This is a genomic window from Ornithinimicrobium sufpigmenti (assembly GCF_004322775.1).
GTDB classification, from domain to species: Bacteria; Actinomycetota; Actinomycetes; order Actinomycetales; family Dermatophilaceae; genus Ornithinicoccus; species Ornithinicoccus sufpigmenti.
This window is the reverse complement of sequence record NZ_CP036403.1, coordinates 2648809-2670441: the sequence shown is the minus strand read 5'-3', so window position 1 is coordinate 2670441 and position 21633 is coordinate 2648809. Positions and strand designations below refer to the sequence as shown.

Annotated in this window: 16 protein-coding genes; 10 read left to right on the top strand and 6 right to left on the bottom strand. The window is 72.3% G+C overall.

Going from position 1 to position 21633, the window contains the following annotated elements; genetic code table 11:
• Positions 1-129: 129 nt before the first annotated feature.
• The gene (locus ESZ52_RS12195; RefSeq protein ID WP_131105164.1) at positions 130-972 is read left to right on the top strand and encodes a GNAT family N-acetyltransferase; all 843 of its coding nucleotides are present in this window, start codon (positions 130-132) and stop codon (positions 970-972) included.
• Positions 973-1098: 126 nt separating this feature from the next.
• Here the strand turns inward: ESZ52_RS12195 and ESZ52_RS12190 are convergent, their stop codons facing one another.
• Positions 1099-3330 (bottom strand): prolyl oligopeptidase family serine peptidase, encoded by a 2232-nt coding sequence (locus ESZ52_RS12190; protein ID WP_131105163.1) that lies wholly within the window; start codon positions 3328-3330, stop codon positions 1099-1101.
• Between the two features lie 265 nt (positions 3331-3595).
• Here ESZ52_RS12190 and ESZ52_RS12185 point away from each other — a divergent pair, with 265 nt between their 5' ends.
• From ESZ52_RS12185 to ESZ52_RS12160, 6 genes are all read left to right on the top strand, one after another.
• Complete coding sequence (locus tag ESZ52_RS12185) at positions 3596-4390, top strand: ABC transporter ATP-binding protein (RefSeq protein WP_238154533.1); 795 nt, start codon at positions 3596-3598, stop codon at positions 4388-4390.
• Positions 4387-5307, top strand: a complete 921-nt coding sequence (locus ESZ52_RS12180; RefSeq protein WP_238154534.1) for an ABC transporter ATP-binding protein — start codon at positions 4387-4389, stop codon at positions 5305-5307. The genes ESZ52_RS12185 and ESZ52_RS12180 overlap by 4 nt, the downstream gene beginning before the upstream one ends.
• A complete protein-coding gene (locus ESZ52_RS12175) occupies positions 5304-7175 on the top strand; it encodes an AMP-dependent synthetase/ligase (RefSeq protein ID WP_202865333.1) in 1872 nt (623 codons plus the stop codon). The genes ESZ52_RS12180 and ESZ52_RS12175 overlap by 4 nt, the downstream gene beginning before the upstream one ends.
• 3 nt (positions 7176-7178) lie before the next feature.
• Positions 7179-8108, top strand: coding sequence for a branched-chain amino acid ABC transporter permease (locus ESZ52_RS12170; protein WP_131105161.1), 930 nt, complete (start codon positions 7179-7181; stop codon positions 8106-8108).
• Positions 8105-9286 carry a branched-chain amino acid ABC transporter permease gene (locus ESZ52_RS12165; protein ID WP_131105160.1) on the top strand — a complete coding sequence of 394 codons (1182 nt, stop codon included), beginning with the start codon at positions 8105-8107 and terminating at the stop codon, positions 9284-9286. Before ESZ52_RS12170 ends, ESZ52_RS12165 begins: the two co-directional genes overlap by 4 nt.
• Positions 9287-9411: 125 nt before the next feature.
• Positions 9412-10917: an ABC transporter substrate-binding protein gene (locus ESZ52_RS12160; RefSeq protein WP_181009977.1), complete on the top strand. Its 1506-nt coding sequence runs from the start codon at positions 9412-9414 to the stop codon at positions 10915-10917.
• A 26-nt stretch (positions 10918-10943) separates the two neighbouring features.
• On the opposite strand, the gene ESZ52_RS12155 is transcribed toward ESZ52_RS12160, so the two are convergent.
• Positions 10944-11819 carry an alpha/beta hydrolase gene (locus ESZ52_RS12155; protein WP_131105159.1) on the bottom strand — a complete coding sequence of 292 codons (876 nt, stop codon included), beginning with the start codon at positions 11817-11819 and terminating at the stop codon, positions 10944-10946.
• Between the two features lie 43 nt (positions 11820-11862).
• Here ESZ52_RS12155 and ESZ52_RS12150 point away from each other — a divergent pair, with 43 nt between their 5' ends.
• From ESZ52_RS12150 to ESZ52_RS12140, 3 genes are all read left to right on the top strand, one after another.
• Complete coding sequence (locus tag ESZ52_RS12150) at positions 11863-13086, top strand: cysteine desulfurase-like protein (protein WP_181009978.1); 1224 nt, start codon at positions 11863-11865, stop codon at positions 13084-13086.
• Positions 13087-13267: 181 nt separating this feature from the next.
• Entirely contained in the window at positions 13268-15103 is a 1836-nt protein-coding gene (locus ESZ52_RS12145; protein ID WP_238154535.1) for a proline--tRNA ligase, read from the top strand.
• A 26-nt stretch (positions 15104-15129) separates the two neighbouring features.
• Positions 15130-15921 (top strand): TSUP family transporter, encoded by a 792-nt coding sequence (locus tag ESZ52_RS12140; protein ID WP_131105158.1) that lies wholly within the window; start codon positions 15130-15132, stop codon positions 15919-15921.
• 60 nt (positions 15922-15981) lie between these two features.
• Here the strand turns inward: ESZ52_RS12140 and ESZ52_RS12135 are convergent, their stop codons facing one another.
• From ESZ52_RS12135 to ESZ52_RS12120, 4 genes are all read right to left on the bottom strand, one after another.
• Positions 15982-17322: a CapA family protein gene (locus tag ESZ52_RS12135; protein WP_131105157.1), complete on the bottom strand. Its 1341-nt coding sequence runs from the start codon at positions 17320-17322 to the stop codon at positions 15982-15984.
• Positions 17323-17421: 99 nt separating this feature from the next.
• Entirely contained in the window at positions 17422-18540 is a 1119-nt protein-coding gene (locus ESZ52_RS12130) for an LCP family protein (RefSeq protein ID WP_181009979.1), read from the bottom strand.
• A 5-nt stretch (positions 18541-18545) separates the two neighbouring features.
• A complete protein-coding gene (locus ESZ52_RS12125; protein ID WP_131105155.1) occupies positions 18546-20705 on the bottom strand; it encodes a thioredoxin domain-containing protein in 2160 nt (719 codons plus the stop codon).
• A gap of 306 nt (positions 20706-21011) precedes the next feature.
• Positions 21012-21632, bottom strand: coding sequence for a hypothetical protein (locus ESZ52_RS12120; RefSeq protein WP_131105154.1), 621 nt, complete (start codon positions 21630-21632; stop codon positions 21012-21014).
• Position 21633: the final 1 nt, after the last annotated feature.

The window sequence follows — 21633 nt, the reverse complement described above, 5'->3', positions numbered from 1 at the left end:
CTGCCCACATCCTTGTGCATGCACGGCTGACGCGCGAGAGCAGGGGCTGTCGGCGGCGCCACCCCAGAGCCTGCGCTGGTGGGGCGTCCCGGTGTGGCCGCGGTGCGGGGGGTGCGGCAGGCTGGGCACATGCTGCGCAGCCTGGGTCCGGTGCGGGCCTACGGGCCGGCAGACGTCGAGCGCGCCCTGGAGATCTGTGCGCAGGACCCCGTCAACAACGTCTTCGTGGCCGCGCGGATCCTGGAGTCCGGTCTGGTCGGCACCCGCGGCCCGCTCTTCGCCTACACCTCCGGGGAGGACCAGGCGCTGGTGTGGTGCTCGGCCAACGTGGTGCCGGTCCAGGCGAGCCCCAAGGCGATGGGGGCGCTGGCGGCCAAGGTGGTCAAGCGCCGGGCGACCGCCAGCTCGGTCTTCGGCCCGGCCGACCAGGTGCTGGACCTGTGGGGCCGGCTCGAGCGGCACTGGGGCCAGCCGCGGGAGGTGCGGGCCAGGCAGCTGGTGATGACCACCAGGATCCCGCCCTCGACGGCGGGCATGCCCGTGGACCCGGCCGTGCGGGTGGCGACGATGGACGACCTGGACCTGCTGGTGCCCGCGGCGGCAGCGATGTTCACCGAGGAGATCGGCTACCCCCCTTACCGCGGCAACGGCACGGCATACCGCCGAGGCGTGGCCGCCCTGGTCGAGCAGGGCCACTCCCTCGTCCGCGTCGAGGACGGCCAGGTCGTCTTCAAGGCCGACCTCGGCTCCGTCGCCCTCGGCGTGGCCCAGGTGCAGGGCGTCTGGGTGCACCCGGACCGGCGGGGAGAGGGGCTGGCGGCCCCGGCGATGGCGGCCGTGGTCGAGCACACCATCGCCCACGTCGCGCCGGTGGTGACCCTCTACGTCAACGACTTCAACGAGCGCGCGGTCGCCACCTACCGGCGGGTCGGTATGGAGCAGACCGGCACCTTCGCCACCGTCCTGCTCTAGCTGCACCGCTCGCAGCAGCCACACCCTGAGCACACCCTGAGCCGCCTCGTCATGCGTGAGCCGGTTCTTCCCGGCTCACGCATGACCAGTGGGCTGCAGGTGGGGCTGGCGTGACCGCTGGTGCCGTCAGGTCAGCCGGTGGTGCAGGAACGCCCAGGCCAGCGCGTGCCAGGTGGCCCACTGCTCGGGGGTCGAGGCGCCGCCGTGGCCGCCCTCGGTGTTCTCCCAGTAGGTGACGTCCCGGTCGTGCTCGGTCAGCAGCGCCGCCATCTTGCGGGCATGCCCCGGGTGCACGCGGTCGTCGCGCGTGGAGGTGGCCAGGTAGACCGCCGGCGTGGGGCGGTCGGGGTCGAAGCGCTGGTAGGGGGAGAAGGTCTGCAGGGAGGCCCACTGCTCGGGGTCGTCCGGGTCGCCGTACTCGGCCATCCACGAGGCCCCGGCGAGCAGCAGGTGGTAGCGCTGCATGTCCAGCAGCGGCACCTGGCAGACGACGGCCGCGAAGTCCTCGGGGTAGCCGGTGATCATGTTGCCGACCAGCAGGCCACCGTTGGACCGGCCGGTGCAGCCCAGGCGGGCCACCGAGGTCACGCCCCGGGCGACCAGGTCGCGTGCCACGGCGACGAAGTCCTCATAGGCCCGGTGCCGCTCCTCCTGCAGCGCAGCCTGGTGCCACCGCGGCCCGAACTCACCGCCTCCGCGGATGCCGGCGACCACGTGGACGTGCCGGTGCGCGAGCCAGGAACGGCCGACGATCGGGTCGTAGGCAGGGGTCAGGGCCTGCTCGAAACCGCCGTAGCCATGGACCGCGGTGGGGGTGGAGCCGTCCATCGGCAGGTCGGCCGGCCCGACCTGCCAGTAGGGGACGCGGGTGCCGTCGGCCGAGACGGCCCACTGCTGGGTGACCACCAGGCCCTCGGCCTCGAACCGCGCCGGCGCCGCCTTCAGGGTCTCGACGTCGACAGTGTTGCTGTCGCCGTCGGTGAGCCGGGCGACGGACAGTGTCATCGGGTCGAGGAAGCCGGTCGTGACCAGCCACAGGTCGTCGTTCTCGTCGTCGTCGACCGCCGAGACGCTCACCGTGCGCAGGCCCACGTCGAGCAGTTCGGTCAGGTCACGGCTCACCCAGCCGGTGCCGTCCGGCTCCCGCTCGTGGACGCGCACGGTATGCCGCACGTCCACCAGCTCGGTCGTCACCAGCCGGTCCTTGGTCCAGGTGAGGTCGACCAGCGCGGAGCGGTCGTCCGGGGTGAACACCGCGGTCCATCCCGCCGTCGCCGGGTCCTCGAGCACTGCGGACAGCGGCGCGACGAGCAGGCTGCCGGCTGGGTGCTCGGGACCGTCGGGGGAGGGGGACGACGACGTCGGCGAGGACGGCGAGGACGCCGACGTCGGCGACCACGGGTGCCGCAGCCGCACGGCGACGTGGTCGCGGTGGACGTCGACCTCCGCCGTCACGGGGAGGTCGAGGGCCCGGACTGTCCCCGGCCGCCCCGTTGGGGACTCGCCCTGAGCGGCTGAGCCCCGACCGTCCCCACCCTGGCTGTCCTCGCCCTGGCTGTCCTCGCCCTGGCCGTCCTCGCCCTGCCCGTCCTCGATCTGCTCGCTCGCGTCGTCCAGGACCAGGGTCTGGCCACGGTAGAAGGCCAGCCCGCGGTGCAGCACGGTCCGGCCGCTGCGCTGGTCGTGGCCGACGAAGAGCCCGAGGTCCTCCTCGGGAATGGTGTGCACCACGGCCGCGTCCGCGAGCGGCGTGCCACGGCGCCAGAGGCGCACCGTGCGCGGGTAGCCGGACCGGGTCGCGCCGGTGGGGTCGTCGGCGGTGGTGAGGTAGACGTGGTCGCGGTCACGCCAGACCAGCCGGCCCTTGGCCTCGGGCTTGGCGAAACCCTCGGGGGCGGACACCCACCGCCCGGTGGTCAGGTCCAGCTCCCGGGTGGTGCCGGCGTCGGCCCCGCCCCGGGACAGGTGCACCAGTGCCCGGTCCATCTGCGGCCGCAGCAGCTGGGCCCCCTGCCACACCCAGGGCACGTCCTCCTCCCGGGCGAGGGCGTCCACGTCGACCAGCACCTCCCACTGCGGCTCCTCGGTGCGGTAGGACGCCCAGCTGGTGCGACGCCATACCCCGCGCGGGTGCTCTGCGTCGGTCCAGAAGCCGTAGAGGTGCTCGCCGGCCTGCCCGACCAGCGGGATGCGGTCCGGTGCCTCCAAGGCGTCCTGGATCCCGGCGTGCAGGTCCGGGTAGAGAGGGTGCCCGGTGAGCGCCTCCTCAGCCGCGGCGCTGCGCTCGCGGACCCACCCCATCGCCCGGTCACCCTCGACGTCCTCCAGCCAGATCCACGGGTCCACATCGGTGCTCATGGGCTCCACCCCATCACGGGCAAGGTCACCGGTCGGTAACGATCCGGTGTGATCTATGCCGCAATGGGGCGGTGACCGCTACGTTTCGGTCACTGCTTTCCCGTGGATGTCGTCTCGTTCGCCCAGGACCAACGGTGGTCCTCGGGCATCGCTGTTCTCCCTGCCACCCCAGTGCCTACCCGACTGCTCATCCGACTGCTCATCCGACTGGTCATCCCGACGGCGCCCTCGCCGACTGCCGTTCCCCCCGAACCTTGACGAAGACGTGAGGTCCGACCTGATGCTCGCCGTGCACAACCTCGAGGTGGTCTACGAGGGTGTCCTGCGGTCCCTGCGCGGGGCGAGCCTGGCCGTGGCTCCGGACCGTATCGTCGCGGTGCTCGGTGCCAACGGTGCGGGCAAGACCACGCTGCTGCGCGCGATGACCGGGCTGCTGGACGTGCACCGCGGCAAGATCACCCGCGGTCAGGTCACCCTCGACGGCACTCCGCTCGACACCCGCCGCGCCGCCTCGGTGGTCAGGGCCGGCGTCTCCCAGGTGATGGAGGGCCGCCGGGTGTTCGTGGAGTTCACCGTGGAGGAGAACCTCCGGATCGGGGGTCACACCGGCTCCACGGCCGACGTGACGGCGAACCTGGAGCGCATCTTCGCGATGTTCCCCGTCCTCGCGGACCGGCGCGGCGCCAGGGCCGGCTACCTCTCCGGCGGCGAGCAGCAGATGCTGGCGATCGGCCGGGCGCTGATGGCGCAGCCGCGCTTCCTGCTGCTGGACGAGCCGAGCCTCGGCCTGGCGCCCAAGCTGGTCGAGCAGATCCGCGACCTCATCGTCGACATCAACGCCGCCGGCACCGGGGTGCTGCTCATCGAGCAGAACGCGGCGATGGCGCTGTCGATCGCCCATCACGGTTACGTGATGGAGAACGGCATCACGGTGATGGACGCGCCCGCCGACACGCTGCGCGCCGACGAGGACATCCAGGAGTTCTACCTGGGCCTGGGGCAGACCGCCTCGCTGCGCGACGTCAAGCACTACAAGCGCCGCAAGCGGTGGCTGTCGTGAGCGCCCTGCAGAGCTCAGGTCAGGGCACCCCGCTGCTGGCCGTGCACGACGTCAGCCTCCGCTTCGGCGGGCACACCGCCCTCGACGGGGTCTCCTTCGAGGTCGCCGAGCGCGAGCTGTTCGCCGTCATCGGGCCCAACGGCGCCGGCAAGACCTCCACCTTCAACTGCATCTCCGGGGTCTACCGGCCCGACGGTGGCGACATCCTCCTGCGCGGTGAGTCGCTGCTGGGTCGGCGCCCCGACGCCATCGCCGGCCTCGGGGTCGCGCGGACCTTCCAGAACATCGAGCTCTTCGACAACCTCACCGTGCTGGACAACCTGCTCATGGGCCGCCACCAGGGGCTCACCCGGCCGTGGTGGCAGGCGATGCTGTGGCTCCCGGGGGTGCGCACGGAGGAGTATGCCGCGCGGCTGGCGGTCGAGCACATCATCGACTTCCTCGACCTGGCCGCGGTCCGGCACATGCCGGTCGGGATCCTGCCCTACGGGATCCGCAAGCGGATCGAGCTGGGCCGGGCCCTGGCGATGGAGCCGGACCTGCTGCTGCTCGACGAGCCCGTGGCCGGGATGAACGCCGAGGAGACCGAGGACATGGCCAGGTTCATCCTCGACATCCGCGGTGAGCTCGGGCTGGCGATGATCATGGTCGAGCACGACATGCGGCTGGTCATGGACCTCGCCGACCGGGTGCTGGTGCTCGACTTCGGGGTGGCGATCGCCCAGGGCACCCCGGAACAGGTCCAGCAGGACCCCGAGGTGATCCGCGCCTACCTGGGCGGGGCCTCGCAGGAGGTGCTGGACGAGGTGCAGGACGTCATCGACGACGCAGGCCGCACCGAGCGCCGAGCCGAGGGCCGGGCTCGCGGATGTGCCGAGGGTCAGGCCGAGGACCGGGCCGCGGGGAGGCCGTCGTGAACGAGGTGACCTACCTGCCTCGGCTCCTCGCGGCCGCGGCCGCGGAGCAGCCGGACCGGGTGGCCCTGCGGGAGAAGCGCGACGGCCTGTGGCAGGACATCACCTGGGCCGACTACGCGGAGCGGGTGGAGAAGGTGGCCTACGGGCTGGCCGCGCTCGGCGTCGGCCCGGGGGACCGGGTCGCCATCCAGTCCGAGAACCGTCCGGAGTGGCTCTACGCCGACCTGGGCAGCAACCACCTGCGGGCGGTCATCGTCGGCTTCTACCCGACCAACCCGGTGGCCGAGGTCCGCTATCTGCTCGCCGACAGCGGGGCCAAGGTCCTCATCGCGGAGGACCAGGAGCAGGTCGACAAGGCGATGGAGGTCATCGACGAGGTGCCGACCCTCGAGCGCGTCGTCTACCTGGACGGTCGCGGCCTGGGCGACCTGGACGACGCCCGGCTCCTCTCCGTGGACGAGATGGTCCGCCTCGGCGAGGCCCTGCGCGCCGAGCAGCCCGACCTGCTGGCCACCCACGACGCCGGCCGCACCCCCGAGGACCTGGTCACGCTGATCTACACCTCCGGCACCACCGGTCCGCCCAAGGGAGCGATGCTCACCGCCCGCAACATCGCTTTCGCGGCCGACACCTTCGCCCACGCGCCGGGCATGTTCGGCGACCAGGGGCTGACCCGGCAGGACGTGCTGGTGTCCTACCTGCCGCTCTCGCACGTGGTCGAGCGCGCGGTGAGCACCTGGTCGGGGGTGCGCAACCGCACCGTGGTGCACTTCGCCGAGTCCATCGACACGGTCACCGCCGACCTGGCCGAGGTGCAGCCGACAGTGCTCTTCGCGGTGCCCCGCATCTGGGAGAAGATCCAGGCCGGGGTGGCGATCAGGACCGCCAACGCCACCCCCGTCAAACGGGCCGCGTATGCCGTGGCCGACCGTCTCGGGCGCACCGTGGCGCAGCAGCGCCTTCGGGACGGCGGACACCTGTCGCCGCTGTCCCGCCTGCTCGCCCTGCTCGCCTGGCTGCTGGCCTACCGCAAGCTGCGCCGCCACCTGGGGCTCGCCAAGGTCCGGCACGCCCTGTCCGGCGCGGCCCCCATCAGCCCGGAGGTCCTGACCTGGTTCCTCGGGCTGGGCGTGGTGATCCACGAGGCCTACGGGATGACCGAGAACACCGCGGTCGCCACCACCAACTACCCCGGCCGGGCCCGGATCGGCACGGTCGGCCAGGCGCAGCCGGGCATCGAGCTGCGGCTGGACGAGCAGACCGGCGAGGTGCTGACCCGCCACGCCGGCACCTTCGCCGGCTACTGGGACCGGCCCGAGGCGACGGCCGAGGCGGTCGACGCCGACGGGTGGCTGCATACCGGCGACGTGGGGGAGTGGGTCGAGGGTGACTACCTGCGGATCGTGGACCGGCTCAAGGACATCATCATCACCGCCGGCGGCAAGAACATCTCACCCAGCGAGATCGAGAACTCGCTCAAGGCCTCGCCCTACGTCAAGGAGGCGGTCATCATCGGTGACCGCCGCCCCTACCTGACCGCGCTCATCGGGATCGAGTACGACACCGTCGCCGACTGGGCCTCCCGACGCCGCATCGAGTACACCACCTACCGCGACCTGGCGACCAAGCCGGAGACCGTGGAGCTGATCGCCGACGTGGTCACGCAGACCAACCGCAGGTTCGCCCGGGTGGAGTCGGTCCGCAAGTTCCGCATGCTGCACAAGGAGCTGGACCACGAGGACGGCGAGCTGACCGCGACCCAGAAGCTGAAGCGGCAGGCGTTCGCGGACACCGTCCCGCAGCTGGTCGAGGACATGTACGGGGGCGGCAGCGAGTATGCCGGCCGAGACCTGGGAAGGCAGGGCTAGGCGATGACCGTGACGATGACCCTGGCCACGGCTACCCTCGCCGGGCTCGGCAACGGCGCGGTCTACGCGCTGATCGCGGTGAGCTTCGTCATCATCTTCCGCGCCACGGGCGTGCTGAACTTCGCCCAGCCCGGGCTGCTCATCCTTGGCACCTTCTTCACGGCGGTGCTGACCACCAACCTGGCCTGGCCGTTCTGGCTCTCGGCGCTCGTCGGCATGCTCCTGGTGGCCGTGGTGGCGGTCGCCGCGGAGCGGGTGGCGATCCGGCCGATGATCGGCCGGCCCGTCTTCGCGACCTCCCTGGTCACCGTCGGGCTCTTCACGATCCTGCTCATCGTCGCCTTCCGGCTCTTCGCCGCCCGGGCCCGCACCGTCAACGACCCCTGGCAGCTGACACGCCGCTGCCTGCTGCAGGACGCAGAAGGCGTGCAGTGCGCCCTGCCCGTCTACGACTTCACCATCGGCCGGTTCGTGGTGTCCATGGTGGTCCTCGGGCTGCTGGGTCTGTGGCTCTCCCGCTCCCGCGTCGGGCTGGCCATGCGGGCCACCTCGATGGACCAGGAGGCCGCGCTCGCCCAGGGCGTCGAGGTCGGCCGGATGTTCTCCCTGTCCTGGGCCATCGGCGGGGCGCTCGCCGCCCTGGCCGGGGTGCTGCTGGCCTCCGGGGGCTCGGTCGTCCAGGCCAACGACGCGCTGTTCGCCCTGGTCGCGCTGCCGGCGCTGATCCTCGGCGGGATCGACTCGTTCAAGGGTGCGGTGGTCGGCGGGCTGATCATCGGGGTGGTCTCCTCGATCACCGCGGCCCTGCAGCCGATCCATGCGCCGTGGCTGGGCCCCAACTTCGAGAACGTCGTCCCCTACGTGGTGATGATCCTGGTCCTGCTCGTGCGGCCCTACGGGCTCTTCGGCACACAGGAGGTGATCCGGGTATGAAGGGTCTGTCCGGGGTCTCGGAGACGTTGGCGCCTCGGGGGGTGTCCGGCACGGTCGACCGGTCGACCCGGCGCGGTCGGCCGCGGCTCTACACCCGGTACGCCGCCGACCAGGCGTTGCTCAACACCCCCGCCAAACGCTGGTGGACCCTGGCCGCGCTCGCCGTCGCGGTCCTGGCACCGTTCGTGCTCAGCCGCGACCTGACCCACCTCGTCTCGACCGCGATCGCGATGGCGATCGCCGGCATCGGGCTCAACCTGCTCACCGGCTACGCCGGGCAGATCTCGCTGGGCCACCCCTTCTTCATGGCCCTGGGTGCCTACACCGCCGCCGTCATCGGCGGCAGCCCGGGCAGCACGGTCCTCGGCTACGAGCTCGACCTGGCGCTTGCCCTGCTCGGTGCGGCGCTGGTGCCGGCCCTGGTCGGCCTGGTGGTCGCGCCCCTGGCCACCCGGGTGCGCGGGCTCTACCTCGCGGTGCTCACGCTGGGCCTGCTCATGCTGGGGGAGCAGCTGTTCAAGCAGTGGGCCGCGCTGACGGGCGGCTCCGGCGTGGGCCGCGCGGGCGCCCGGCCCGTCCTGTTCGGCAACGACCTGACCCAGACGTATGCCGTCGGCCCGGTCCACCTGACCCCGCACGTGTCGCTTTACCTCGTCTGCCTGGTGCTCCTGGTCGCGCTCGGGGTAGCGGCACGCAACCTGGCCCGCACGCGCACCGGGCGCGCCTTCTCCGCCGTCCGCGACCGGGACGTCGCGGCGGAGGTGATGGGCGTGAACCTGCTGCGCGCCAAGACCCTGGCGTTCGTCCTCTCCTCCGCCTACGCCGGGATCGGCGGCGCGCTGCTGTCCATGCTCATCGGCCGGGTCGCACCGGAGCAGTGGAACATCCTGATGGCCATCAACCTGCTGGCCATCGTGGTCATCGGCGGCGTCGCCACGGTGACCGGCACGCTCCTCGGTGCTGCCTTCGTCGTCCTGCTGCCCCGCGTGCTGGAGTGGGCCGCCCACTGGCTCCCCTTCATCTCCACCGGCAGCGGCGGCCTCATCAACGTCTTCCAGCTCCAGTCGATCCTCTTCGGCACGATGATCGTCCTCTTCATGGTCCTGGAACCACGCGGGCTCTTCGGCCTCTGGCACCGCGTCCGCACCTACTTCAGAACCTGGCCCTTCAGCTACTGACCCCCTACCCGTCACGTCACCCGTCCGCCTACCGGTCCGCATACCCGACCCCATACCCGACCCCCTACCCGAGCACCACGAGGAACGTCTGACCCGACCCACCCACCGCACAAAGGAGAACGCCCATGTCCCACCCCAAGCCTCACGGTCCGACCACCCCGCCCCGAGCCCGACGGCTCACGGCACTCACCGCTGCGGGCCTGCTCGCCTTCGCCGGGTGCACCGTCGTCGAGGACGACGAGCCCACCGCCGCCGACCAGGCGGCCGACGACACCACCGCCGACACCACAGCCGACACCACTGCCGACACCACTGCCGACAGCGACGACACCACCGATGACACGGCGGGCGAGACGGACGGTGACGCGGCGGGTGAGACCGACGACGCCGACGACACCGACGACGGGGCCGTGGCCGGTGAGGTCACCTTCGACCAGGGCGTCACCGAGGACGCCTGCCCCGACGCCGTCAACCCGGACAACGGCTGCATCTACCTGGGCATCCTCTCCGACCTCACCGAGGGCCCGTTCGCGGCGCTCGCCGTCCCGATCACGGACGCGCAGCGCAACTACTGGCAGCAGGTCAACGAGGCCGGTGGCGTCGGCGGCTTCGACGTCGACATCGACACCTACACCCGCGATACCAAGTACCAGCCGGCCGAGCACGCCGCCCAGTACAACGCGATCGCGGACAACGTGCTGGCCCTGGCGCAGAGCCTGGGCACGGTGAACACCGAGGCCGTGCTGGACGACATGGACGCCAACGACATCGTCGCCGTCCCGGCCTCGTGGTGGTCCGGGTACAACTTCACCGAGAACGACAAGGGCCTGATCCTGGAGACCGGCTACTCCTACTGCGTGGAGGCCGTCGTCGGGCTGGACTGGTTCACCGAGAACCACAGCCAGCCGGCCAGCATCGCCGCGGTCGGCTACCCCGGTGACTACGGCGGAGACTCGGCGGCGGGCGCGCAGCTGTGGGCAGAGGCCAACGGCGCCGAGGTGACTGTCGTGCCGACCGGCCCGAACCAGGTCACGGGCGGTCAGGACGCGGTCGTCTCCGCGGTCCTGCAGGCCGGGCCGGACGTGGTGCTCCTCGCCGTGGGCCCGGCGGAGAACGCCGAGATCGTCGGCAAGCTGGCCGCCTCCGGCTTCACCGGGCGGTTCCTGGGCTCCCTGCCCACCTGGAACCCGGCCCTGCTGGAGAGCCCCGCAGCCCCGGCGCTGCAGGGCCTGTTCAACCACCTGGCACCGACCCAGCAGTGGAACGGGGACAGCCCCGGCGTGCAGGCGATGAAGGACTCCCTGGACGGCGCCGAGCCGGAGAACGGCGGCTACGTCATCGGCTGGGTGATGAGCTACCCGATGCACGCGCTGCTGGAGGAGGCCGTGGCCAGCGGCGACCTCACCCGCGCAGGTCTGCGCTCCGTGGTCGACGGCTTGGAGGCCGACTTCCAGGGGATGGCGCAGAACATCACCTACGGCGGCGAGGGCAAGGACGTGGCCGTGCCCGGCCTCATCGTCGGGACCCCCAGCCCGGACGCCCCGCTGGGCATCGACTCCACCACCGAGTTCTACGAGGGCAGCACCTTCGGCGAGCTGGACTACACCCAGGCCTGCTCGGCCAGCAGCTGACCAACCGGTGCGTCCACCGGCGGGGGTCAGCCGTCGCCCGCCTGCTCCGCCTCGGCGAAGAACGGGGCAGACGCGGCATACCCCCGCAGGAGCCAGGCCGCGGCGGCGGGAAAGCGGTCGGCCCAGGCCGTCTCGAAGTGGTAGGCGGTCGAGTCGTAGACGTAGCGGACGTGGACGTCGGACCCGCGCAGGGCACGGACCAGACGCTCGGCGTCCTCGACGTAGGCGCGCTCGATGTCCGGCTCGTCGGGCTGCTCGTGACCACCGGCGTCGAGGTGGACGCGGCCGCTCAGCCGCCCGGCGGCCAGCGCCTCCTCCAGGTCGGTCAGCGCCCGCTCACCCGGCCACCACAAGGCCGGCGAGAAGAGCCCGGCCGCGCCGAAGACGTCCTGGTGCTCCAGCCAGAGGTAGGCGCTGACCACGCCGCCCAGGGAGCTGCCCGCGACGATCGTGTGCTCGGGTCCGGACAGGGTGCGCAGGACGCTGTCCACGGCGGGCTTGAGGTGCTCGACGAGGAAGGCGGCGTAGTCGGCGGCGCGTCCCCCGCCCCGCTCGGGGTGGGGGTACTGCGTGTACTCCTCGCTGCGCTGCTCGGGATGGCAGGGGATGCCGACGACGATCGCGGGGATGCCGTCGGCGGCCAGCCGGGTCATCGCCTGGCCGACCTGCCACGAGGCGCCCTCGAAGGTGCGGGAGCGCAGGAAGAGGTTGTGCCCGTCGTGCAGGTAGAGCACGGGGTAGCGCTCGTCGGGCCGCTCCTCGTAGCCGGGCGGGAGCCAGGCGTAGATCTCGGCGGAGCGGCCCAGGCCGGGCAGCTCGACGTCGCGCCAGGAGCGCAGGTCCCCGTGGTCGTCGCCGTCCGGGCAGTGGACGGGCAGCAGGTCAGCAAGGTCCAGGCGCATAGGCCCAGGGTAGGTCGGCAGGACGGCTCGTTAGTCTCCGGTCATGACGATGCCGTCCCCGCACCCCACCCTCGACGTCGCCGCGGTCCGGGCCCAGTTCCCCGCCCTCGCGTCCGGCACCGCCCACTTCGACGGGCCCGGTGGCTCCCAGACCCCCTCGGTGGTGGCGGAGGCGATCGCCACCACCCTCACCAGCTCGATCGCGAACCGCGGCACGGTCACCGCCGCGGAGCAGCGGGCCGAGAGGATCGTGCACGAGGCGCGCGCCGCGACGGGTGATCTGCTGGACACCGACCCTGCGACGGTGATCTTCGGGCGCAGCATGACGGCCCTGACCATGGACCTCGCCCGCACGCTGGCCCGGTCCCGGGACTGGGGCCCCGGCGACGAGGTCGTGGTCACCTCGCTCGACCATGACGCCAACATCCGGCCCTGGGTCATCGCGGCAGAGGCGGTCGGGGCAGGCGTGCGGTGGGCCGAGGTGGACCCGGAGACCGGTGAGCTGCCGCCCAGCGCGGTGGAGGCGGTGCTGACCGAGCGCACCCGGATGGTCGCGGTGACCGGCGCCAGCAACCTCATCGGGACCCGTCCGGACCTGCCCCGGATCATCTCCGCGGCGCACGCCGTCGGGGCCCTCGTGCACGTGGACGCCGTGCACCTGGCCGCCCACGCCGCCGTCTCCCGGGAACAGCTGGGGGCGGACCTGCTCTCCTGCTCGCCCTACAAGTTCTTCGGCCCGCACCTCGGGGTGATGTCCGGCCGGCCCGACCTGCTGGAGGAGCTGCGCCCGGACAAGCTGCTGCCCTCGCCGGAAACGGTCCCGGAGCGGTTCGAGATGGGCACGCTGCCCTACGAGCTGCTCGCCGGCGCCACGGCCACCGTCGACTTCGTCGCGGGCCTGGCGGGCACGGACGGCACCCGACGCGCACGGCTGGAGGCGTCGTTCGCCGCGATGGAGGCGCACGAGGACGCCCTGCGGGTCCGCGCTGAGGACGGTCTGGCGGCCATCGACGGGGTCCGCGTGCACTCGCGCGCCCTGCACCGCACCCCGACCCTGCTGTTCACCGTCGAGGGAGTGGAGCCGGCCGCCGTGCACCGCCACCTCGCCGCCCGCGGGGTCAACGCCCCGGCCTCGCACTTCTACGCGTGGGACTGCAGCCACCGGCTGGGGCTCGGCCCTGCCGGAGGCGTGCGGGTGGGTATGGCGCCCTACACCACGCAGGAAGAGGTCGACCGCCTGCTCGAGGGGGTCGGCGAGCTCCGCTGAGCTCTCGCCCGAGAACGCGGCTGGGATCGCGGTCAGGAACTCGGTCGAGCCTGCACTGGTCGGCGGGTAGGCTGCGACGGTCACCCCGCGGCACGGCAGACGCACCACTGCACACTGCATACCCCTTGCATGCCTCTGCCCCGTGCCACGGGACCACGCCCGGTAGAAGGAGTGCCCCCTCGTGTCGCGGATCACGCGCCTGTCGAACCTGTTCCTGCGGACCCTGCGCGAGGACCCGGCCGACGCCGAGCTGCCCGGCCACAAGCTCCTGGTGCGCGCCGGCTACATCCGGCGTGCCGCCCCGGGCGTCTACACCTGGCTCCCGCTGGGGTTGAAGGTGCTGCGCAGGGTCGAGGCGATCGTGCGCGAGGAGATGGACGCGATCGGCGGGCAGGAGCTCAGCTTCCCGGCGCTGCTGCCGCGTGAGCCCTACGAGGCGTCCGGCCGCTGGACCGAGTACGGCGAGAACCTCTTCCGGCTCCAGGACCGCAAGGGCGTGGACATGCTGCTGGGGCCCACCCACGAGGAGATGTTCACCCTCGCGGTGAAGGACATGTACAGCTCCTACAAGGAGCTGCCGCTGACGCTCTACCAGATCCAGACCAAGTACCGCGACGAGGCGCGTCCGCGGGCCGGGCTGCTGCGCGGCCGCGAGTTCGTGATGAAGGACGCCTACTCCTTCGACATCGACGACGCCGGGCTCGAGGCCGCCTACCGGCGGCACCGGGAGGCCTACATCCGCATCTTCGACCGGCTGGGGTTCGACTACGTCATCGTGCACGCCGACTCCGGCGCGATGGGCGGCTCGGCCAGCGAGGAGTTCCTCGCCGTCAGCCCGGTCGGGGAAGACACCTTCGTGCGCTGCGAGGCCTCCGGGTATGCCGCGAACGTCGAGGCGGTCGTGATGCCCCAGGCGCCGCCGGTGGACCGGGCGGTCGTCGACGCGACCCCGGGCGCGCACGTGGAGGACACCCCGGACAGCCCGACCATCGAGACCCTGGTCGCGCAGGCCAACGCGCTCCACCCCCGCAGCGACGGCCGTGCCTGGACCGCGGCGGACACCCTCAAGAACGTCGTCGTCATGCTCACCTCTCCCGACGGCACCCGCGAGCCGCTGGCCATCGGGCTGCCGGGCGACCGGGAGGTCGACGCCAAGCGGCTGGAGGCGCAGGTGGCACCGGCCGAGTGGGCACCCTTCGAGGAGAAGGACTTCGCGGCGTACCCGATGCTGACCAAGGGCTACATCGGCCCGGCGATGCTGGGGGAGGCCTCGACCGAGCGGGGCGGCAGCGGTATCCGGTACCTGCTCGACCCCTCGATCGCGGTGGGTTCGGCCTGGGTCACCGGTGCCGACGAGCACGGCAAGCACGTCTTCGACCTGGTCCACGGCCGCGACTTCACCGCCGACGGCACCATCCAGGCCGCCGAGCTCCGCGAGGGCGACCCCAGCCCGGACGGCGCCGGCACCCTGACCCTGGCCCGCGGCATCGAGATGGGCCACATCTTCCAGCTCGGCCGCAAGTATGCCGAGGCGCTGGACCTGAAGGTGCTGGACGAGAACGGCAAGCTGGTCACGGTCACCATGGGCTCCTACGGTGTCGGCGTCTCGCGCGCCGTCGCCGCGGTCGCCGAGGCGACCCACGACGAGCTCGGCCTCGCCTGGCCGCGCGCGCTGGCCCCGGCCGACGTGCACGTGGTCGCCACCGGCAAGGACCAGGCCATCTTCGAGCATGCCGAAGGGCTGGTCACCCAGCTGACGGAGGCCGGTCTGGAGGTCATCTACGACGACCGGCCCAAGGTCAGCCCGGGCGTGAAGTTCAAGGACGCCGAGCTGCTGGGCGTGCCCACGATCGTGGTCATCGGCCGGGGGCTCGCCGACGGGCTGCTGGAGATCAAGGACCGCAGCACCGGCGAGCGCCGGGAGGTCGCCGTCGACGAGGCGGTGACCCAGGTGCTGGCGGAGGTCCGCGGCGAGCAGGCGGTCGCCGAGGCCGCAGCCGCGCGGTCCCGGGCCTGACGGCATACCGGCCGGGCGTCTGAGGCGTGGAGGGCATCGAACCGGGCATCCTGGTCCTCCTGGCCCTCGCCGGGCTGGCCGCGGGCTTCGTCGACGCGGTCGTCGGGGGCGGCGGCCTGATCCAGCTGCCCGCCCTGCTCCTCGGCCTGCCCGGCGCCAGCCCGGTGCAGCTGCTGGCGACGAACAAGCTGGGGTCGATCTGCGGCACGACGGTGAGCTCGATCACCTACTTTCGCCGGGTCAGGCCTGATCTGCGCACCGCCCTGCCGCTGGCCGTCGCCGCCTTCGTCGGCAGCCTGGGCGGGGCCAGCGTGGCGTTCCTGTTCTCCAAGGAGATGTTCAACCCGATCCTCCTGGCGGTCCTGCTCCTGGTCGGCGGCTACACGCTGGCCAGGCCCACGATGGGCCAGCTGCAGCGGCTGCGCTTCGGCCGGGTCGGCAAGCGGCACCTCGCGGTCGCGGTCGTGATCGGTCTGCTCGTCGGCAGCTACGACGGGGCGCTGGGCCCGGGCACCGGGTCGTTCTTCGTCTTCGCCCTGGTCAGCGCCCTGGGCTATGGCTTCCTCGAGGCCAGCGCGAAGGCCAAGATCGCGAACCTGGCCACCAACCTGGCCGCGCTGGTGGTCTTCGTGCCGGCCGGGGCGGTCCTGTGGGAGGTCGGGCTGGTCATGGGCGCCTGCAACATCGTCGGCGGCTATCTCGGCGCGCGGGTGGCGGTCGCCCGCGGCAGCCGCTTCGTCCGCCTCTTCTTCGTGCTCGTGGTGAGCGCCTTCGTCCTCGTCATCGGCTGGGAGACCCTGCAGCAGCTCAGCAGCTGAGGTGACCGCCGGGCCGGGTCGACCGGGGCGGGTCAGCCGGGGTGGGTCAGCCGGGGTGGGTCAGGACGAGCTCGAGGGATCGAGCGGCTCGGCGTCGCACCCGCCGAGCAGGTCGACGGCCGCGACCGTGCGCTCCCAGGACTCGGGGTGGGTCTGCGGCGAGACCAGCCGGATGTTGTGGCCCGGGGCGAGCTCCGGCGGGATCTCCACGCGGGTGGGCTGGTAGGCCATCGACGAGCTGACCGCACCCTGCTCGTCCCGGGACAGGGTGAGGAGGGCGACCATGCCCTCCTGGGTCTCTGGCCGCAGCGAGGCCGCCGTGGTGGGCGACTGGTTGGAGAGGGAGTTGCCCAGGCCGTAGATCACGTGCTTGCCGTTGATCTGCTCGCACGGCTGGATGACGTGCACGTGCGTTCCCAGGATCAGGTCGACCGCGTCCGAGCCCAGCAGGTCCTGCGCCAGCTCGCGCTGCTGGCGGGTGGGCTGCGCCTGGTACTCCTCGCCCCAGTGCATGGACAGGACCACGAAGTCGGCGCCCTCCTCCCGCGCGGCCTGCGCCTGCTCCAGGATGCCGGCGCTGCCCAGGGTGGGCCAGTGGGCCTGCTCCAGCCAGGGCGCCTCCTGCGGGATGTAGGTCGTGGGGGAGCCGGAGTTGGGGTAGGTGTAGGTGTAGGCGAGGTGACCCACGCGCGCCACGCCGCCCGAGTCCGTGGCCACCTCGTAGACCTCCGCCCGCCCGGCGCGGTCCTCGCGGGCGGTGGGTCCGGCATACCCCATCCCCACCCCGCGCAGCACCTGCTCGGTGTCGGCCACCCCCTGGATCCCACGGTCCATGGTGTGGTTGGAGGCGAAGTCGCAGCCGTCGTAGCCGGCGCCGGACAGCGCGTCGGCCATCTCGCGCGGCGTGTTGAAGGACAGGGTGTTCGGGTAGGACAGGTTCGTGTTGTCGGGCGACAGCGGAGTCTCCAGGTGGCACAGGGCCAGGTCCGCGCCCGAGACCAGGTCGGCGATGTCGGCGAACATCGGGGTGTAGTCGTAGGAGGCACCGTCCGTCGGGTACATCGAGCGGTCCTCGGACCCGGCGTAGATGCGCGCGCTGACGTTGACCCAGGAGTGGGGCAGGACGTCGCCGCTGGCGGCGATGGTGATCGCCACCGGGGCGTCCGCGGCGGAGTCGTGAGTGGTGTCCCCGTCGCCGGGCAGCTCCTCGTCGCGGGCGGTCCTCGCGGGGTCCGCGACGTCAGGGCCTTGGGTGGCGTCCGCGCCGTCCCGTGTGGCGGTCGCCGGCGGCGTCCCCGACGGTGCGCCGGTGGTGCCGTCGTCCCCGGAGCAGGCGGTGAGGACGAGCAGGGGCATGAGGGTCAGCGCGCCCAGACGGGCGCGGCCGGTCGGGAACGGCATGGTCCTCAGCGTAGGCACCACCGCCGATGCGCTGCGGACGACGCGCGGTGGATGGCCGCGCAGGGCCTGACGCCTCTGCGGTCTCCGGCGCAGCGCGGTCTACGGGGCGTAGCTGGTCCCGTGGCGCTCCACGTAGCCCGCCAGGTCGTCCTCGCGCAGTGCCCGACCCAGGGCCGCCGTGCCCTCGCGGTCGACGACGTTGACCGACTGGCCGCCGATCATGTCGAAGCCGGTGATCGGGACCATGAGGGAGTAGGCATCGTCCGGGTCCAGGTCACGCAGCAGCGGGGCGAGGGTGAGCAGGTCCTCGACCTCGAGCTCGCCGGTGACCCGCACATTGCCGTAGAGGTTGGCGACCAGCTCGGGGAAGGCGTCCGGGTCCTCCTCGAGTCGCTCCTGCAGCCGGTGCATCATGCCGACCAGCACCGCGCGCTGCCGCTCGGTCCGGTCCAGGTCACCGAGCGGCATACCCTGCCGCTGGCGGGCGTAGATGAGCGCGTCCGTGTTCTCCAGCCAGATCGGCCCCTCCTCGAAGACGACGCGGCGACCGGTGGACTCGACGGTGACCTCGGTGGCGTACTGGTTGTCGACCTCGAACCCCTCCAGCCAACGGGTGAGGTTGACGAAGGCGTTCATGTTCGACTGCACGGTGTAGTCGATGTCGAGCCCGCCCAGCAGCTCGCTCACGGTCTCGGTGAGCAGCGGGGTGCCGCCGATCGGGAAGGCCGAGTTGATCTTTCCCTCGCCTGCGCCGGGGATGGGCACCCACATGTCGCGGGTCAGGGAGACGAGACCGATCGAGGATCGGTCCGAGGGCAGGTGCGCGAGCAGGATGGTGTCCGCGTTGCCGTCCATCGAGTCGGGATCGCGGGAGTCGGTGCCGATGAGCAGCACGTTGACCGGGCCCTCGGGCAGGGCCGGTGCTGCCTCCTCCGAGTCGTCCGCGTCTTCTGAGTCGTCCGACCCGCCCGACTGGCCCGTGGCGTCGGCCGTCGCACCTGCGTTCTCCGTCGCGGTGGGCGCGGCGCTCGTCCTCGCGGCGTCGTCGCCCGGCGCGCCGGTCTGCGTGGTGGCGTCGTCAGTGGTCGGCGCGGCTGGTGCGGGGTCCGAGGTTCTCACCACGGGAGCTGAACTCTCCTCCTCGGTGGCATCGCCCCCGGAGCAGCCGGTGAGCACGAGGAGACCGCCGAGCAGGGCAGGGAGCAGGCGAGAGCGCATGGTGCTCATCGTGCGTGACCGGCCCCCCCGCGCGCCAACCGGGGCAGGTCGCCCGGGTCGGTGCGGGGCAGCCCGCAGGTCGTGCCGTGGCAGACGACCGCAGCCCGCGCCCCGCCCACCGGCGAGATCGACGCGTCACCGTCCACCACCAGGGTCCCTGCCGGGGTATGCCGTGCCGCCCGCCCGAGCTCGTCCGGTCCGTGCCCGTCCCGTGGGTGTCCGTGCGGTGCGTGTCCGTCCGGGGCGTGCTCGCCACCCTGGGTCCGCCACTTCCTCGCCCTCTCGTCGGCGGGGGCGGGGGAGAGGCGCACCAGGGCCGGGCCGGCCGCCAGCTCCTCCGCCGCGGTCAGGGCCCAGCCGGCGAAGCGCGGGGCCTGACGCAGCAGGGTGCTGGTGCTGCGCAGAGCCGCCCCGGCCCGGGCGAGGTGGTCCGCACGGCCGGCCTGGACACCGTGCCGGACCAGGGCCAGCGCGATGGCCGAGAGCCCGCCCGGCTCGGCGTTGTCCCCCTGTGACCGGGGCGTCAGCACCAGCCGCTCCGCGTCGTGGCCGGTGGCGGCGAAGGAACCGTCGGGCTCACCGAACAGGTCGACGGCGCGGTCGAGCAGGACACCGGCCTGCTCCAGCCAGATCGTCTCCCCGGTCGCCCGGTGCAGCGCGAGCAGGCCGTCGGCGAGGTTGCCGTAGTCTTCGGCGACCCCGAGCGCGGCACCCACCTGACCGTCGCGGGAGCTGCGGCGCAGCCGGCCGTCGACGAGGTGGGTGCTCAGCAGGAACCGGGCGCAGCGGGCTGCCACGTCGACCCAGTCCGGCTCCTCCAGCAACCAGCCGGCGTGGGCGAGGGAGGCGATGGCCAGGCCGTTCCAGGCGGTGACCACCTTGTCGTCACGGGCCGGCTGCGGGCGCAGGGTGCGGCGCAGCAGGAGCCGCTCGCGGACGGAGGCCCACCACTGCGGATCCTCCGGGTCGGCGCGCATCTGCAGTGTCGAGGACCCGTGCTCGAAGGTGCCTTCCTGCGTCACCCCCAGCAGGGTCGCGGCCCGCGCCGCGTCCTCCTCACCGAGGCTCTGGCGCAGCTGCTCCGGCGTCCACACGTACGTCAGCCCTTCGACGCCGTCGGTGTCGGCGTCCAGGGAGCTGGCGAAGGCGGCCTGCTCGGTCCACATCTCGTCGAGCAGCCAGTCCACGGTCTGCCGGACCACCCGTTCCGCCCACGGCCGCGAGGTCGCATCCGTCCGGGCCAGATCGGCATACACCCCGAGCAGCAGGGCGTTGTCGTAGAGCATCTTCTCGAAGTGCGGCACCACCCACCGGCGGTCGACGCCGTAGCGGGCGAAGCCGCCGCCGAGCTGGTCGTAGGTCCCCGACCGGGCCATCGCCTCACAGGTGCCGTGGACCATCTCCAGCGCCGAGGGGTCACCCGTGCGGCCGTGGTGGCGCAGCAGGAACGCCAGGACCATGGACGGCGGGAACTTCGGCGCACCGCCGAACCCGCCGTGCTGTTGGTCGTAGTCGCCGGCCAGGGAGCGGGTCGCGTCGGACAGCAGCCCGAGGTCGACGGCGGGCAGGTCGGTGTCGTCAGACGCGGCCAGCCCCGCGATCGCGGGAGCAGAGGCGGCGGTGCTCGGGGACGCAGAGGTGGCGGGATACACCGGCTCGTCCGCTCCTCCGGCGGGTCTCCTGTCTGCCTCCTGCAGTGCGGTGACGATCTGCCGGGCACCCTGCTCCAGCCGCTCCCGGTCGGTGCGCCACTGCTGGGTGACCGCGGTGAGCAGCTGCAGGAAGTTCTCCCGCGGCAGGTAGGTCCCCACCCAGAACGGCTCCGCCTCGGGGGTCAGCACGCAGGTCATCGGCCAGCCGCCGTGCCCGGTGAGCGCCGTGGTCGCCGTCATGTAGACCGCGTCCACGTCCGGGCGCTCCTCCCGGTCGACCTTGATCGCCACGAAGTCCTCCGAGAGGACCCGCCCCACCTCCTCGTCCTCGAACGACTCGTGGGCCATGACGTGGCACCAGTGGCAGGCCGCATACCCGATCGACAGCAGCACCGGCACGCCCCGCCGCCGCGCCTCGGCGAACGCCTCGTCGCCCCACTCCCACCAGTCGACCGGGTTGTCGGCGTGCTGCTGCAGGTACGGCGAGGTGCTGGCGGCAAGACGGTTGGCCATCACCCCACGGTATGCCGCCTGCCCGCCGGGCGTCCTTCCTCCCATGCCCGGGGCCGGCCTGCCTGCCGCCGTCCTTCGTCCCCGACCCCGCGCCGGCCGCCGGCCTGCCCGCCGTGCGTCCCCGTTCGTCTGCGACTCCGTGGGCGACCCCCGCGTGTCTGCACAGGTGCGGCGGGGGGCTGCGGCGTGTCGCACGCTCCCACGTGCGCACCGTCACGAGCACATCGCAGCAGGGGCCGGGCGGTTCCTGCTGCCGTGCGTTCGGCGCGCTGGTCACCCGGCACGAGCCGGCCGGTGGGGCCGGCGCTACTGAGCGACGTCCGTGCGGTCGTGGGCCCCGAGACCGTGCGTCTCGCCGTCGACCACCACCGGACCGTAGGCGCGGCCCAGGTTGCGGGACACCACGGTGCGGAACCGGTCGAGCACGGCCTGCGGACGCATGGCCAAGGACCGCGGTGTGACTCCGATGACGATGATGTCGTGGTCGGTGAAGACGCCGTCCTTCTCCACCGTGAGGCTCCACAGATCGGTGCCGTCGTCCGCGTAGCCGCTGTGGTGCTGCCGGGAGTGGACCTGACCGGCAACACCCGCGGCAGGGAAGAAGACGTCGGGGGTCCCGATGACTACCCCGCCCACCGTGCTGACCGTCCGGTTGTACAACCCGTTCGCGAGCTCTGGGACAGCCCGGAACAGGGTGGCCAGGGCGTCCTCAGGGAGGCTCCAGGCACCCTTGGCGAAACTGTCCAGCCCTTCTCGGACGGGCTCCGTGCCGCGCGCCCAGGCATGGTCGAGCTCGGCCTCCATCCGCTCCAGGCTGCTCAGGCCGCGCTGCAGGGCGGCGATCGTCAGCGCCTTGAGATCACGCGGTGTCGGCCCCTGTCGGAGCCCGTGGTCGACGAGTGCCCGCTCCAGGCTGACCATCTGCACG

Bases quoted from the DNA above. Each gene is read 5' to 3' on its own strand.
- ESZ52_RS12130 (WP_181009979.1), bottom strand. From the start codon at position 18,540: ATGCGCTCTCGCCTGCTCCCTGCCCTGCTCGGCGGTCTCCTCGTGCTC.
- ESZ52_RS12150 (WP_181009978.1), top strand. From the start codon at position 11,863: ATGACGATGCCGTCCCCGCACCCCACCCTCGACGTCGCCGCGGTCCGG.
- ESZ52_RS12165 (WP_131105160.1), top strand. From the start codon at position 8,105: ATGAAGGGTCTGTCCGGGGTCTCGGAGACGTTGGCGCCTCGGGGGGTG.
- ESZ52_RS12135 (WP_131105157.1), bottom strand. From the start codon at position 17,322: ATGCCGTTCCCGACCGGCCGCGCCCGTCTGGGCGCGCTGACCCTCATG.
- ESZ52_RS12170 (WP_131105161.1), top strand. From the start codon at position 7,179: ATGACCGTGACGATGACCCTGGCCACGGCTACCCTCGCCGGGCTCGGC.
- ESZ52_RS12125 (WP_131105155.1), bottom strand. From the start codon at position 20,705: ATGGCCAACCGTCTTGCCGCCAGCACCTCGCCGTACCTGCAGCAGCAC.
- ESZ52_RS12195 (WP_131105164.1), top strand. From the start codon at position 130: ATGCTGCGCAGCCTGGGTCCGGTGCGGGCCTACGGGCCGGCAGACGTC.
- ESZ52_RS12155 (WP_131105159.1), bottom strand. From the start codon at position 11,819: ATGCGCCTGGACCTTGCTGACCTGCTGCCCGTCCACTGCCCGGACGGC.
- ESZ52_RS12160 (WP_181009977.1), top strand. From the start codon at position 9,412: ATGTCCCACCCCAAGCCTCACGGTCCGACCACCCCGCCCCGAGCCCGA.
- ESZ52_RS12190 (WP_131105163.1), bottom strand. From the start codon at position 3,330: ATGAGCACCGATGTGGACCCGTGGATCTGGCTGGAGGACGTCGAGGGT.